Origin of the sequence: Sinorhizobium sp. NFACC03, assembly GCF_900103435.1 — a bacterium.
Taxonomy (GTDB): domain Bacteria; phylum Pseudomonadota; class Alphaproteobacteria; order Rhizobiales; family Rhizobiaceae; genus Ensifer.
Map to the genome: position 1 here is coordinate 32,127 of NZ_FMXF01000007.1, position 14,755 is coordinate 46,881.

Annotated in this window: 12 protein-coding genes; 4 read left to right on the plus strand and 8 right to left on the minus strand. The window is 61.1% G+C overall.

The genetic code is table 11. The features are described from left to right. The first annotated feature begins 33 nt into the window (after positions 1-33). The 3 genes from BLU35_RS12300 (at position 34) to BLU35_RS12310 (ending at position 3,651) form a co-directional block, all read left to right on the plus strand. On the plus strand, positions 34-1,212 hold the full coding sequence (locus BLU35_RS12300) for a polysaccharide pyruvyl transferase family protein (RefSeq protein ID WP_093233201.1): 1,179 nt from the start codon (positions 34-36) through the stop codon (positions 1,210-1,212). A gap of 146 nt (positions 1,213-1,358) precedes the next feature. Then, entirely contained in the window at positions 1,359-2,531 is a 1,173-nt protein-coding gene (locus BLU35_RS12305; RefSeq protein WP_093233202.1) for a polysaccharide pyruvyl transferase family protein, read from the plus strand. Between the two features lie 31 nt (positions 2,532-2,562). Then, positions 2,563-3,651 carry a glycoside hydrolase gene (locus BLU35_RS12310; RefSeq protein WP_093233290.1) on the plus strand — a complete coding sequence of 363 codons (1,089 nt, stop codon included), beginning with the start codon at positions 2,563-2,565 and terminating at the stop codon, positions 3,649-3,651. A gap of 47 nt (positions 3,652-3,698) precedes the next feature. Here BLU35_RS12310 and BLU35_RS12315 read toward each other — a convergent pair whose 3' ends face one another. Next, entirely contained in the window at positions 3,699-3,941 is a 243-nt protein-coding gene (locus BLU35_RS12315) for a hypothetical protein (RefSeq protein ID WP_093233203.1), read from the minus strand. Between the two features lie 356 nt (positions 3,942-4,297). Here BLU35_RS12315 and BLU35_RS12320 point away from each other — a divergent pair, with 356 nt between their 5' ends. Next, positions 4,298-5,752 (plus strand): TrkH family potassium uptake protein, encoded by a 1,455-nt coding sequence (locus tag BLU35_RS12320; protein ID WP_093233204.1) that lies wholly within the window; start codon positions 4,298-4,300, stop codon positions 5,750-5,752. Between the two features lie 629 nt (positions 5,753-6,381). Here BLU35_RS12320 and BLU35_RS12325 read toward each other — a convergent pair. The 7 genes from BLU35_RS12325 to exoK all read right to left on the minus strand — a co-directional run bounded on the left by BLU35_RS12325 (position 6,382) and on the right by exoK (position 14,753). Then, the gene (locus BLU35_RS12325) at positions 6,382-8,703 is read right to left on the minus strand and encodes a polysaccharide biosynthesis tyrosine autokinase (protein ID WP_286161505.1); all 2,322 of its coding nucleotides are present in this window, start codon (positions 8,701-8,703) and stop codon (positions 6,382-6,384) included. Between the two features lie 113 nt (positions 8,704-8,816). Beyond that, positions 8,817-9,722 carry a UTP--glucose-1-phosphate uridylyltransferase gene (locus tag BLU35_RS12330; protein WP_093233206.1) on the minus strand — a complete coding sequence of 302 codons (906 nt, stop codon included), beginning with the start codon at positions 9,720-9,722 and terminating at the stop codon, positions 8,817-8,819. Positions 9,723-9,726: 4 nt separating this feature from the next. After that, a complete protein-coding gene (locus tag BLU35_RS12335) occupies positions 9,727-10,743 on the minus strand; it encodes a glycosyltransferase family 2 protein (RefSeq protein ID WP_093233207.1) in 1,017 nt (338 codons plus the stop codon). Then, positions 10,740-11,666, minus strand: a complete 927-nt coding sequence (locus BLU35_RS12340; RefSeq protein WP_093233208.1) for a glycosyltransferase family 2 protein — start codon at positions 11,664-11,666, stop codon at positions 10,740-10,742. The genes BLU35_RS12335 and BLU35_RS12340 overlap by 4 nt, the downstream gene beginning before the upstream one ends. After that, entirely contained in the window at positions 11,663-12,661 is a 999-nt protein-coding gene (locus BLU35_RS12345; protein WP_093233209.1) for a glycosyltransferase family 2 protein, read from the minus strand. Before BLU35_RS12345 ends, BLU35_RS12340 begins: the two co-directional genes overlap by 4 nt. After that, a complete protein-coding gene (locus BLU35_RS12350; RefSeq protein WP_093233210.1) occupies positions 12,658-13,863 on the minus strand; it encodes a glycosyltransferase family protein in 1,206 nt (401 codons plus the stop codon). Before BLU35_RS12350 ends, BLU35_RS12345 begins: the two co-directional genes overlap by 4 nt. Before the next feature lie 107 nt (positions 13,864-13,970). Then, positions 13,971-14,753, minus strand: coding sequence for an endo-1,3-1,4-beta-glycanase ExoK (gene exoK / locus BLU35_RS12355; protein ID WP_065372862.1), 783 nt, complete (start codon positions 14,751-14,753; stop codon positions 13,971-13,973). Between the last annotated feature and the right edge of the window lie 2 nt (positions 14,754-14,755).

Sequence of the window (14,755 nt, forward strand, 5' to 3'; positions counted from 1 at the left end):
CCGGGCGACTTTTTAACTAGAAGGGACTTACGCATGCGTCCAAGAATCCTCCTGACGGGCATTCCTGGCCATTACACGCGCCTCGCCAATGGCGCGAATGGCCTGTCGGTTTCCTATTCGGAACGGCAGAAACAGCCCGAATCCAAGGACGAGTTTCTTCAGGAGCTTCGCAACATCAGCAACACCGGCAACTATCTGATCGGTGAGGGAGCTCTGCGTGCCATCGCGCCGCATGCCAAGCAGATCCCGTTCTGGCATCTCTACAACTGCCACAAGAACGGCAGCGGGTTCGACGAGTTCAACAACAACTTCGACATCTGCGTCTTCACCTGCGCAAATCTCCTGCGCAAGGGGCTGTCGGCGGATGCCGAAGCCGATGTGTTGAGCAAGCTCAAGATGCCGATCGTCATGCTCGGCATCGGCCATCAGAACCGCAAGGACCTGGAAACAGGCCTGCCGGAGGGAACGAAGCGGCTGCTCGACGTGCTCAAGGACCGTGAACACTATTTCCTGACCCGTGGCTATGAGACGGCTGGCTATCTGAAGGACCAGGGCTTCAAGTACGTTCGACCGACCGGCTGCCCCTCGGTCTACTTCGCACCGAACAACATGCGCGCGTCTATGAAGAAGCTGCCGAGCGTCAAGATCGGCCAGGCAAAGACGATCTTTTCGGGTTATCTCGGCGCCAATCACGATTGCATCGTCGATGCGATTGCGCTGAACCCCGAGGGAGCCAAGCCGCAATATGTTATCCAGGATGAGTTCCTGCACTTCGACATGAAGGTCGAGCCGGATGCCGATGGCAGAGTTTTTGACTCCTGCTCCGGAAAGATGCTCGGCGATATCGCCTATCCGGGTACGGATCGTCTGAAGGTGCCGTTCGACTTGCGCACCTTCTTCGATACCAATCAGTGGCGCGCCTGGGCCTCGCATATGGACTTCAACTTCGGCCGGCGGTTCCACGGCTCGATCATCGCCATGCAGGCAGGCGTGCCGAGCCTAATGGTGGCAGTTGACGACCGGATGCGCGAAATGCTGGGCTTTACCGGCCTTCCGTCGGTCGAGGTGCAGGAACTCGAAAAAGCCGAAAACCGCGCGGAATTCGTCGCCAGCCATCTGGCCGGGCTCAACGCATCCGAACTCGTCGACCGCTACTCCGATCGCGAACGCAACTTCCGAACGGTGCTGCGCGAAATCGGCATCGGCCAATAAATCGCTGACGCCTCGGGTGCGTTCTACCCGAGGCACGAATGCGATCGATTTCATAATGTTCGGGCGGGATAAGGAAGACCCCACACACATCTCCTCATCCCGCTCTACGTCAACTCTGTGGGTCAGCCCATAACTCAGGTGTATCGATGCGTATCCTGCTCACCGGAATCCCCTCATATCTCCAGCGTACCGTCTCGCGTGTTTCCGGTGCGACGGTCCATCACAAGCCCTACTTCGACGACATCCGAAGCAAGAAGGAACTGATCGACCAGGTCAAGAAGATCGCCAACACCGGTAACTACCTGATCGGCGAGGGTGCAGCTTACGCCTTGCGCGGACATGACGTGACCTATGTGCCCTTCTGGCACCTGGTCAACAGCCGCGGCGCCAACGATGTCTATGATGCCCTGAACAAGGAATTCGACATGTGCGTGTTCGCCTCGGCGAACCTGTTGCGCCCGGGATATTCCGCCGATCTCGAAGCCGATGTCTTCGAGAAACTGAAGATGCCCGTGCTGGTGATGGGCATCGGCATCCAGAAGCGGGAAGGGCTCAAGGAGAACCTGCCTGCCGGTACTTTGCGGTTCCTCGAAGTGTTAAAGCAGAAGGAGAGCTTCTTCTTGACCCGGGGCTATTTCACCGCGGAGTTCCTCAGGGCAGAGGGCATGAAGTTCGTCAAGCCGACCGGCTGCCCTTCGCTCTTCTTCGCACCGAACGAGATGCGACGCTCGTTGACGTCTCTTGCCAATGCGGATCTGGCATCGGCCCAGAAGCTGGCGCTCGGCGGTTATCTCGGTAGCGTCGCCGACACGATCGTCGATGCCCATGCGCTGCTGAAGCCCGATAGCGTCGCAAGCTACGTCATCCAGGACGAGGTCGTCGCCTATAACCTTACGCTTCCCGTCGACGACAACGCCCCCGTCTACGACCGCTCGAGCGGACGCATCACCGGCAAGACCGAATACAAACACCAGGAGAAGTGGCAGAGAGAGAACGAGCTCATGGTGTTCTTCGACACCAACCAGTGGCGCGCCTGGTCGTCGTCGAGAGACCTCTGCATCGGCCGGCGGTTCCATGGCTGCGTCATCGGCATGCAGGCGGGTACGCCGTCGCTCATGATCGCCGTCGACGACCGCATGCGGGAGATGCTCGAATTCATCGGCTTCCCCTATATCGAGGCGGGCGTGTGGAACCGCGAAAACGACAAGCGCGCCCATCTCGCCAACTTCCTGTCAAAGATCGATGCACAGGCCGTCACCGAGCGGTACTCGGCTTGCGAGGCGAACTTCCAAAGTGCGCTCAAACAGGTTGGGATCTAATCGGCCCTTCGCGAGAGCAGCGCCATGGGCGCTGCTCCTTGCTGCCCAGCTTTCCCTGGCGGCGATCGCTGACGCCCTGCCGGCGTTGGCCGAGGGCGCGGCTTTCGCGCGCTACGGGGTCAATCGGCTCAATCTCGCCTGGCTCGACCGTGCCGAGCAGGAGCGCGTGCTCAAAGAGATCGCCGATAGCGGCGCCACGCACGTGCGGCTCTCCCTGTCTCGGCCGGTCGAAAAGAGCATCGAGGCTGTCGGCATAGCCAGCCGGCTCGGATTGCGTATCCTGCTCGAAATTCAGCTTGCGAACAAAAGCTACTATGCGGATGCGGTACGGCCCCGCAGTGGCCAGGGGCGCATCTGGGACATCAACCGCCTGTCCGAGCTGGATCTCGACCGATACCGCCTTCGTCTTCGCGAAGCACTCACGCGGCTGGACGCGCTCGGTGTTCGCCTCGACGCGGTGGAGCCTGGAAACGAGATCAACCTTGCCGGCTACAATGGCGATCTTGCCGTCTATCAGAAACCCGGTCAGCCGACGCCGCGAACGGTCGCCGATCTCAAGGATCGCGTAGGTTTCGAAGAGGGCCTCGACCGCTACATAGAGGTGCTAAGGATCACCCGGGACGAGGTGCGCAAAAGCTCCGAGAGCAGCGGCGCCGCCATCGTCTCTGCCGGGCTCTCCGACATGGGCGCCAAGGAGGCGGACCGGCAAGGCATGGAGCGGCTCGATCCGGCTGAGGTGATAACGCTTCTGCGAGACCGGGGAATGGACCAGCTTGTCGATGCCTTTGGCATCCACATCTACCCCGCCCGAAAGGATCCAAAAGCGATCAGATCCGTCGTCACCAAGCTGCTCGATTTCTGCGAGCCATCGGATAGCGGCAGGCCATGCTGGGTGACGGAGTGGGGGATCGCCAACACGGCCCGCACGTGTCCTATCGACGACAGCCAGCGCGAGGGCGCGATTGCCGCCATGCGCGCTGTCTTTTCCGACTTCGCCAAGGCGAAGCGACTGGATGCGGCCTACTACTATGACTGGGATACGCAGCAATCTTATCGGCTCTGGCGCTGTGGTACGCTCAGCCCTGCCGGTGCCTTGGCAATCGCCCCGGAGAACAATTGACCCTCCCTGCGCAGAGTTCCGCTTGGATCAGCGCCCGGCTGCGTCAGTCAACGGCGCGCAGCGCGGCTCGATGCGGGCTCCAAGCCTTTGCCGCGATAGGTGACGGGGAAGCCGAGTTCCTCGTGGGTGCGTGCCAGCGTCTCCAGCCAGGTCGCGAGCTCGTCAGGAACCTTTTCTTCGCCGGTCTCCATCGCCTCGATCCACGCCAGGTTGCAATGCAGGGCGCTCGCCAGATTGATCGGCGTCCAACGAAGAACGAGAAGGCATTGGGTGAAACGGGCGGGTGTCATCGGTTGTGCTCAAGGTTGCATGTGGAATGGATGCAGCAGGCTTTACACGCTGAAATAAGTCAAGGTGATGACTTGTCGCGCCCGAAAGGCCTGATCTTTTCGTGAGTTAGAGTTGAATGGGCAAAATGCCGCAGAACGGCTGTGGAAACCGCAGCGTAACGGCGTTTGCCGCTGCTGCTCGTCCCGCCGGCAGTGATAAAACGCGCGGAATGTGAGATAGAAAGCGGGCTTTCGGCCTGCGTCCGATGGACTTGCCGGCAGCGGCGGGTGCGAATCGCGCGACTTTCAGATTGAATGGCGGCCGATCCCAACAGCCGATTCGGGCTTTCGGACAACTGCGCTGGGGCCGTCGACCATTGCATGCATCTCTCTACCAATCCGCGATCAACATCGCCGCGAAGGCAGCCTTCTACCTGTCGCTTGCGATGCTTCTTCCGGCGGCGGTGGACCTGTTCTATGGGCATCCGGATTGGCGGATATTTGCCGTGTCGGCCTTCATTACCGGGGGCGTCTCACTTCTGACGATGGCCGCGACGCAGGGCGGCCCTCCGCCCTTCAGCCGCAAGATGGGCTTCCTCGTCGTCAACTTGCTCTGGCTCGTCATCTCGCTCGTAGGCGCGGTGCCTTTCTGGTTCTCGTCGCTGAAACTCGATTTCGCCAAGGCCCTGTTCGAATCCGTTTCTGGCATCACCACAACTGGCTCAACGGTGATCACCGGTCTCGATTTCGCTCCCCCGGGCATTTTGCTCTGGCGCTCACTGCTGCATTGGTTGGGCGGCATCGGGATCGTGGCGCTCGGGCTCTTCGTCATGCCCTACCTGCGTGTCGGCGGCATGTCCTTCTTCAAGATGGAATCCTCGGATACGACCGAGAAGCCGTTCGCAAGGATCGTCACCTTCACCCGTGCCTTCATCCTCATCTACGTGGTGCTGACGGTCACCTGCGCGATTATCTATGCCTATCTCGGCATGAGCCGCTTCGACGCCCTGAACCATGCGATGTCGACGATCGCGACCGGAGGCTTCGCCACCCACGACGCCTCGCTCGGCTACTTCAAGAGCCTGCCGATCCTGTGGGTCGCAACGTTCTTCATGGCCTTGAGCAGCCTGCCGTTTTCGGTGCTTATTCTCTTCATCGTTCGCGGTCGGCTCGATACGCTGAAGGATCCGCAAATCATCGTCTTCCTGTCCTATCTGACCATACTTGCGCTTGCCGCAAGTCTTTATCAGCGCCTTGCCAATGACGTCACAGCGAGCGATGCGCTTGCACATGGGTTCTTCACGGTCTCGTCAATCCTGTCGACGACCGGCTTTGCCAGCGACGACTACATGCTGTGGGGGGAGTTCATCGTCGCCCTTGCTTTCGCTGCAACCTTCATGGGCGGGTGCTCCGGCTCGACGGCCGGCGGCATGAAAGCCTACCGTTTCATCATCATTTTCAATTCCATTCGGGCGGGCCTCTTCAAGCTGATCTATCCGAATGCGGTCCACACGGTGCGCTACGGCAAGGGCCTCATCGATATCGATGTCCAGCGCACAGTCTTCATGTTCTTTACCGCCTATATGTTCATCTGGGCGTTCGGCAGCCTGGCGATGGGCGCGATGGGCTATGATCTCGTCACTGCTGCCTCCGCCGTTGCCACAGCGCTCTCCAATGTCGGCGCCGGGCTCGGGCCGATCATCGGACCGGCTGGTAACTTCTCGACCTTGTCGGAGCCAGCCCTATACCTTCTGTCGGTGATGATGCTGTTTGGCCGGCTCGAAATCCTGACGGTGCTGGTCATCCTGACCCCGCTCTTCTGGAGGGATTGAGCTCCGCGGATGGTACCAGTCGATTGATAGCGCACTTTTCGCGATCGCCGCAGGCATCATCAACGCGTGAGTACGGCAAGCACCATCAGTTGGCGCCGGCCACCTACAACGGAGTAGATTGAAACACGTCACCTAACTGCCGGCGTTTCGTATTTCTCTGGCCACGCCGCTGTTTTCTCCGCAGCATTCGGTGGCAATGGCCAAACAGCGTTGCCGCTCCAACGCAATCGCCTCGGCAATCATCATCGTAGGGTCGCGTTGTCCGCGTGCGAGATGTCTGGCTGAAATGGTCCACGCCGCCGCGGTAATTTCGTCTGGAATCATAATTCGCCTCAAACGTTATTCAACTGAGCGTAGGCGTAATCGCTTTCGTGAAACGTGTGCGTGATCCCAGATTGCTTGCATCCACGTCTTCGCCCCATCTTGCACGGTTGAGGTTGCTGGGATCGCCCTCGCTACCACACCCGTCCGCCGAATAGCTTTCCGCTGGCGCTGCAATCATCTTTTTCGGGCTTTCGCTCGACAGTGGATGGCATTCTCAGCCCTGTTAGCCTGCGACCACCCACAGTGAGAGGCCTCGGAGCGTTTCCGGTCCGAGGCTTCGTGTCTCGACGCGCAAGGGAGGGCGGTCAGGCCGCCTCAGTCTTGCGGTAGGTCCCGGCGTTCTCGACGTAGTACTTCTCGAAACGATGGCGATAGTGCTCAGCGCCGCCGAAGTCGCTGTACTTCGCCAGCTCGTTCATGTCCGTCTTGTTGAGGATCACGCCAAGGATCTTGCCGTTGATCTGCGGTTCGGAGTTGAGCAGATCACGCACGAGACGCGACGGCGTGCGGCCCCACTCTGCAACGTAGATGAAGCCATCGGCGAGCGGCGAAAACGCCTTGCCATCGACCACCGGAGCAAGTGCTGCAAGATCGACAATCACATAGTCGAACGATTTGCGGGCATTGTCGATAAGGTCGGCCATCGCCGGGGAGGCGAGCAACTCGTGGCTGTCATAGGGCTCGCTCTTTGCCCCGGCTTCCCCGCCAACCGGGAAGATTGCCAGTTTTGTCTTCTGGTCGATCTTGATGCCGGCGGGCCAGGAAGATTCGCCGATCAGCGCCTCGACGAGGCCGGTCTTTGGCGGCGGATTGATCATCTTGCTCAGCCCCGGCTTGCGGATGTCGGCGTCGATCAACAGCGTCTTCTTGCCGCTCGCTGCGAGCAGTGCGGCAAAGTTCGCCGCGATGATCGACTTGCCCTCGTCCGGAACGGCAGAAACGATGCCGATCACCCGCGAACCGTTGCCGTGCAACATCCGGTCACAGGCGAGCTTGGCGTTGCGGAAGGTCTCGGCGAAAGACGATCGCGGCGCGTCGAGCACGATGCGACTGACCCGTTCGAACGGCAACGGCTCTGCGGCCTGTGTCGTCGGCTGGGGCGTCCTGCCCTTCATCAACCGCGCGCGAACCCGGTCGGTCGTGGTCAGTTGACGCGGGCCGATCAGCGGAACATAGCCGAAAGACCTGTGTCCGAGGATTGAACGCACGTCGCTTTCGAGCCGGAAGGTCCGCTCGCGGAACTCCTGGAAAGCTGCGAACGCACCGCCTGCCATCATGCCGAGCACCGCCGAAAGTGCCAGAACCAAGGTCTTCTTCGGACTTGAGGGCGAGGTCGGAACACCAGCCGTGGAAATCACTCGGGCCTTGGCGATCGGGAAGGAGCGCTGCTGCGAGGCCTGCTCATACCGGTTCAGGTAGGTCTCGTAGAGGGTCTTCAACGCTGCCGACTTCTGCTCGAGTTCGCGCAGATGCACGAGCGACAGGTTCGCATCGGAGTTGCGGCCCGTTGTGCCTTCGATGTTTTCCCTGAGCGAAGCCTCGCGCGAGCGGGCGACCTCATATTCGTTGCGGTAACTTGCGGTGAGTTGCTCCAGTTCCTGGAAGATCTGGCGGCCGACATCGGACTTTTCCTTGCGCAGCGATACTGCCTGGGGATGGTCGGCGCTGAAGCTTTGCGTCACTTCCTGTTCGCGTTTGCTGACGGCCAGGTAACGGGTACGCAGTTCGCGGATGACAGAGTTGTCGCCCTCCTTGGCGGAAATCGTTGCGTTCTTGACCGCGGTTTCAGGCCCTTGGTCGACGATCGCCTGGAACTGCTTGAACCGTGCGGACGCGCTTGCCGTGTCGGCTTGAGCGATGATGAGCTGGCTGTTGAGATCTGCCAGTTGCTGTTCGGACATCAGCTCACCGCGAGCGAGCGTCAGGCCGTTCTCGCTGCGGTATTTCTCCACCTCGAGCGAAGCCACCTGCGAGCGTTGCCTGAGGTCGGCAAGACGTTCCTGCAGCCAGACGGAGGCGCGCTCCGTCGCATCGAAATTAGCGTTCAATTGATCGTTGAGATAAGCATCCGCATAGCCGCGCACGATAGCGGCGGCGAGCTGCGGATCGCTGGAACGGTAAGCAAGCGCAACAACGGAGCTTCGGTTTACGCGCTCGACGGCCAGCCCCTGCTGGATGAGCGCGGCTGCCTTCTGACGTCGGCCATTGCGGGCCGCCTCTTCGGAAATATCGGATCCAAACGAAAAAACGCCGATCACGGATCTCAGCCAGTCCTTGACGGCGCCGAGGGGCGAGCGTGGCGGATTGAGGACCGTGTCGTTGTCGTCGAGTTTCATCTTGTCGACGACCCGCAAGGCGAGCTCGCCAGACTTCAGGATCTCGACGGCGCTTGCCATCTGGGTGTCGAGCAGCTGGCTGTTTTGTGGCGTTGCTTGCTCCTCGGCGTATTTCGAGAGGTTCTCGTCGAGCAGGATTTGCGTCATCGACGTATAGAACGACGTCGCGAAAACGAGGTAGACCGCGCCAAGTGCCATGAACAGCACGACGAACGCGCCAACCAGCCTGGCGCGGCGAACGATGACCGAGAAGAGCTGGTCAAGGTCGATGAACCTATCGGGTTCCTCCATTTCCCTCGGCACAACGCTATTGAAGGGGAGACTTCTTTGGTTCATTGGGTCGCTCTGTCCGTTTCCCTTTTGGTCCGAAGGCTGGCGCCTCGATAAGAGGCGCCAAACCAGCCTTATGCCGCGCGGATGCGGCCTTCATGAGACAGAACCATGTCCTTGACCGCGGCATAGACCACGTCGCCGAGGTCAGAGCGCGCGAGCGCGAAGGCGACATTGGCGGCGATGAAGCCTTCCTTGGAACCGCAGTCGAAGGTGCGCCCTTCATAGGGATGGGCGTGAAACGCTTGATTTTGCGAGAGTTTCAGCATCCCGTCGGTCAACTGGATTTCGTTGCCGGCACCCCGTTGTTGGTGCGCGAGAATGTCGAAAATCTCGGGCTGAAGGATGTAGCGGCCGTTCAGGTAAAAATTCGACGGTGCTTCGCCGGCACGCGGCTTTTCGACCATTTTCGTGACTTCGAAACCGTGGGGAATGGTGTCACCCTTGCCGACGATGCCATATTTCGACGCATCTTCCGGAGCGCATTGCTCGACCCCGACCACGTTGCCGCCGGTCTGGCGATAGAGATCGACGAGGCCGGCCATGCAGCCGCGTGCGCCGTGACACAGCATATCCGGCAGGAGCAGCGCGAAAGGCTCGTCGCCGATCACGTCGCGCGCGCACCAGACTGCATGGCCAAGGCCGAGCGGCGCCTGCTGCCGCGTAAAGCTGACCGAGCCGGCACGCGGCAGCATCTCCTCCAGTTCGGAAATCTGGGCGTTTTTGCCGGAACGGGTCAGCGACGAGATGAGTTCCGGCGTGTCGTCGAAGTGGTCCTCGATTGCCTGCTTGTTGCGGCTAGTAACGAAAACGACGTGCTCGATGCCCGCCTGGCGGGCTTCATCGACCGCATATTGCACGACAGGACGATCGACGATCGTCAGCATCTCCTTGGGTATCGCCTTTGTCGCGGGGAGGAACCGCGTTCCATTGCCGGCGACCGGGATCACAGCTTTCCTGACGGTCCTGATACGGTCCATGGCTTTATCCTTTACGTACGTGAGGGCTATTGCCCGAGGTGGATCGTTCAGCCGCCACCGTCGGTGTGGCGGACTTCAATCGTGCGAGCGGCGCAAGCAAACGGCGCAGCCGCACGGCGATCGGCATTCTGAGGTGCCGAAGCGCTCGGGGGTCGGACAAGGCCACCTGGGCGGCCCCAACCAACGATCTGGATTTCAGATGATCGACGAGGCGCAGGAAGGCATGCGCCTCGCGCAGGCTCCTGTCGCGACGACGCTGCATTGTCATCGCTTCGGCATCGATCGAGTGGTTTGCGAGGAAATCCTTGTCGGCTGCAATCATCGCCTCGATATGGCGAAGTTCGAGCACCCGGGAGATCGAGCCTTCGCGAATGTGGTAGCAATAACCGGCTGAGGGATCGACGATGCAGCGTCCGCCATGGGCGAGCGCAGATGCGAGCAGGATGTAGTCTTCACCGATCCGGATGGACTGTTTGAAGCGAAGGCCATGCTCGTTCAGGAAACGGCGCTCGAAAATCGGCTTCATATAGCCAAAATTATAGGTCGAGCGGAAAAGCACATTGGATTGAATGAAGGCTGCAAGCGTCAGCACCCGGTGGTGTTCGAGCAAGGCTTCGGGAAACATGCGCTCGACGCGCCCGTCGAGGTTCGCGACGTCGATGTTGTCGACGGCAATCTGGGCGCTCGCCGTCGACGCCAGCGCGATCATGCGGGAGAGCCGTCGGGGGCTGATCGTATCGTCCGCGTCGAGAATGGCGATCCAATTGCCGCGCGCCGCTTCAAGCCCGGCATTGCGCGCTCCGCCAGGCCCACGGTTTTTCGCAAGCCGCAACAGCCGCACCCGTGGATCCGCGATCTCTTCGACCACGGCACAGGTGTCGTCGGTGGAGCAATCGTCGACGACGATCACTTCCAGGTCGACCTCTTCCTGTGCGAGCGCGCTCTCAATGGCGCGGTGGATGGTGTCGGCGGCGTTATAGGCCGCGACGACAAAACTGACGTCTGGTGCTGGGAGCGTCATCCGGCGGTCGCGGCCCCATACTGCTGGAGTTCACGTACGCCGAGAAGCCCACTGACGACACCCGCATGCATGACGGCGCGCAGGGCGTAGCGCGAACGGGCGACCGGCGATCCGAGAAGAAGCAGGCTCGCTGCAGCGCAATAGCCGGATTTGGCCATCGCTCGGGCGATTTCCACAAACTGCCTGCCGGGTTGGCCCGGCTCGCTTAACAGGCGCCCGTGGGTCTGGCCCGAACGGAAGCGGCGCTTGGCAAGCCAGGCAAGGCGCGCGCGCTTTTCCGGAACCGGTTCGAAGACCAATGCTTCCGGGGCATAGGCGAGACGTCCGCCGGCCGCATGCATATGGCGAAAAAATTCTGTGTCCTCACCACCAGTCCGCCCGAGCGCCAGGTTGAACCGTCTGTCGAAAAGGACCGGCCGGGTGAGATCGAGCAGGACGTTGCAGGTGTAGCCTGTGCGGATCTCGCCATCGACCCATACGGGGCGGGTCGAATGAAAGTCGCCGCGGCGCATCCAGTTCGGCGCGGACAACGCGTATTCGGCGCGAACCGGGCCAAGCACGACATCGGCCCCGGTCGTAGCGGCCGTGTCGAGCAATTGCAGGAGCCACGCCCTCGATACGGTCTCGTCGTCATCAACGAAAGCGAGATAGTGACCGGCGCTATTGTCGAGACAGGCATTGCGGGCGATCGAGATGTTCGAGGCCGGGCAATGCACGTAGAGGATCTCGAAGGGCATGGTCGGGCGCATCTGGTTGACCAGCGCCTCGGCACTCGGCGTCGTGTCGTTGTCGGCAACGATGACGCGGATGTCGACATCGGCGGGCACCGTGATAAGCGCCAACGAATGCAGCGTTTCCGCTAGTTCCGGACGGCGGAAGGTGCAGACCGCAATATCGATCCGTTTTCTGGTAAGATCGGTCATGGCGCCACCTTTCGGTTTCGCGCGGTAAGAAGCTCGCGCCAGAAGCCGGCCGACCAGGCGAAATGCATCACCATGGCTGAAAGGGCTGCAAGCGGGCCATAGGGGTTCCGCTGGCCGAGCGCCATCCACATGCCGTAGCCGATGCAGGCGGCGGCCCACAGTGCCACCGGCACGACGGCGAGCCAGTTGATGACGGCCAGCAGAGCGCCAATGGCGACGGGTGCCACGGCGAGCGGCAGAAGCTGCCGCAGGTTCGGCCAGGCGCGGTGCTTCAGGACATTGCGTGCGCGCCCCCGTCCATAGGCGAAGTATTGGCGAAAGAGCGGGCCGACCTTGGCGCGCGGATAGTAGACCATGCTCGTCCGGTCGGTCATCCAGATGCGATAGCCCGCTTGACGGAAGCGGTAGTCGAACTCCGCATCTTCGTTGTGGCTGAAGATTTCGTCATAGCCGCCGATTGCCTGAAAGGCGGAGATCCGCATCAGCGCATGGTGGCCGTGATCGGCCCAGTGGCTCGTGGCGCCGAGCCGATGCTTGGCGCCGCCATTGCCGAGCTTGGAATTCTGGGCGTAGGCCGTCGCCTTCTGGAAAGGCGTGAAGCCGACCGTCTGCATTGCGACGACGACGGAGTCCGCACCGGTCTCAAGCGCCTCTTCGACAAGACGCTCGCAGTAATCGTCTGGATAGGTCCCGTGAGCATCGATGCGGATCAGGTAATCGTAGGACGCTCCGTATTCGGCGACGGCAAGATTGATCGCCGCGCTCTGGATGCGCTTCGGATTGTCGAGAGCAAGCACCGAGGCATGCGCCTTGGCAAGGCGCGCAGCAATCTCGCGCGTGCCATCCGTGCTGCCGCCGTCGACAATCAGAATGGCGCCGTTGAGACGCGCCGCTGCCGGTCGCAGTCCCTCAACCAGGCCTTCGATGTGCTCAGCCTCGTTGAGGCAGGGAATGACGATAAGGGTTCGTGTCGAAGCCAGCGTGTTGTTGCTCATGACAATCCGCCTTCGTTCTGAGGAGTTGGGGAAAGGTTAGGCGCGATCCGCGGCGGAGCCGCCGACGTGACCGCCGAAAGCCGCCGGACCAGGCTTTCGCAGTCACTGCGGCTGAAAATCCAGGTATCAGCCGCGCAAGTCGCGATCCGGCCGGATGCCTCAATGTAGCGCTCGGGGTCGATCGAGCCGAGCAGGGCGGCGAGCGCCTCCGGCTCCGCTTTGTCGAGCAGCATGCCGAGGCCGCGGATGGCCAGGAACCGTGCCGTCTCGGTACCGCGCAGCGCAATTGGCACACGGCCGAAGCGGCAGCCCTCGTAGAGCCGGTTCGGCAACAACCATTTCGAGTTCTGGCCTTCCTCGAAGAAATCGATCGCCCAGGTGAAGTGCACGTCGGAATAGATGTCGCTCAGTTCTTCCGGACTGCGGTAAGGCCCGTGGAACTGCATGAAGGGTTCGTTGCGCACGAAGCCCTCGAAGTCATCGAACTGCGAATAGGCCGGCCGACCGCGCAGCACGATCTCGAAGCGTCCTTCCATTTTGCGGGAAAAGGCCGACAGCAGCGCCAGCGATTTGCGGCAGCGCAATGCGCCGAACCACCCGATACGCCACGGCCCATCCTTTGGCGGCGACGCTGCCGGAACCAATGGTCGCACCATGGTCTCGTTGAGCTCGAGCACTTTGTTTTCCAGCATCATGGTCGGCGCCGAGATGCCGGAAAGTGGGCGGAAATAGTGCTCGACGAAGGCCGGAGAACTGGTGATCAGGAGCCGGGCATCACGTCCGAGGAACGCTTCACTCGCCCGCAACGTCTTGCCGGCGATGTCGGGGCGCAGAAGCAGGCGGTGAATGTCGAGACATTCGTAGACGATTGGCACGTCACCGCCGAACACACTGACGGCCTTCCTGGCGATCGCCAGCATGTCGAGATTGCGCGCGATGATCAAGTCCGGGCGTTCGACATTGCGCAGCGCCTGCCTGAGTGAAAGGCAGCCCTTGGCAATCGCGCCGATCCGTTGAACGAAACGCCCGTCATGCGTTGTCCCGAGCTCAATGGGCTCGATGCCCTCGATCGCCGCCAGCGGGTTGGCGTCGCGCCTGAACCCCGCAAGCTTGACCCTTGCACCCCCGGCAAGGAGCATCAGGACACGCCGGCGAACGGCGGGGTCGGCAAGATCCTGTGCGAAATAAAGTACCTGCAGCATGAATATCGAATATCCGGTTCTCTGCTCGGCCGTCGCTGAGCATCGTTTGAAACGTTGGGCGTCGCGGTTTGAACGCGTCGATTAGGAATGCGGTTCCTGGCCGCCGCTTAGTTCGTTCGGCAGGCGACCGATTCGGCAAACTGGCATTCGTCTCCCGGCGCGGTGAACGCGATCCGGTCGACCTGCATGGTCGACGGTCCCTTGTAGGAGAAGGCGCCCATCCAATCCGAAAGCGTGTCGGTTCCCCAAAGGCTGAAGAAGATCTTCTGCGGGTTGGCGGGGATCTTCGCGGGATCGGTCACTTCGTGGACGAGTTCGCCGTTGACGTAGTAGCGGATACGTTCCTTCTCCCAGACGAAGGCGTAGTCGTTGAAGCCCTGGTTGGCGCCGCCGGGCACGTCGACAAGCTTTTCGTTGCCGCCCTTGGCAGAGACATACTGGTTGATCTGAACCTTTGCGGGGTTCTTGCCGAGGACTTCGAAATCGATCTCGTCGTGCGGCTTCTTGTCGGCCGGGCCGATATAGGTGAAGAACGCCGAGTTCAGCCCGGAACCATCGGCCGTCTTGATGCGGGCCTCATAGGTCCCGTAGCTGAAGCGCTTGCGTGTCTGGATCTCGCCGCAGGCGTAGTTGCGCTCGCCAAGCTTTCCTTCGGTGAAGGAGAGTTCCGCGATGCCGTTCTCGACCTTCACCTGCTTCTTGGACCAGGTGCAGTTCTGGTGGGCGCCATTGTTCCAGCCGTCTGAGACATACCAGATGCCGGTGTCGAGGGTATCGAAGTCGTCGATGAAGGACTTTGCCTCTGCCGTGTCCCCGGCGTTTGCCGGGCCGGCAAGGCCGACGGCGACAAGGCTCAACAGGGCGAGGCGGTGAGGTCCAGAAGATCTCATGG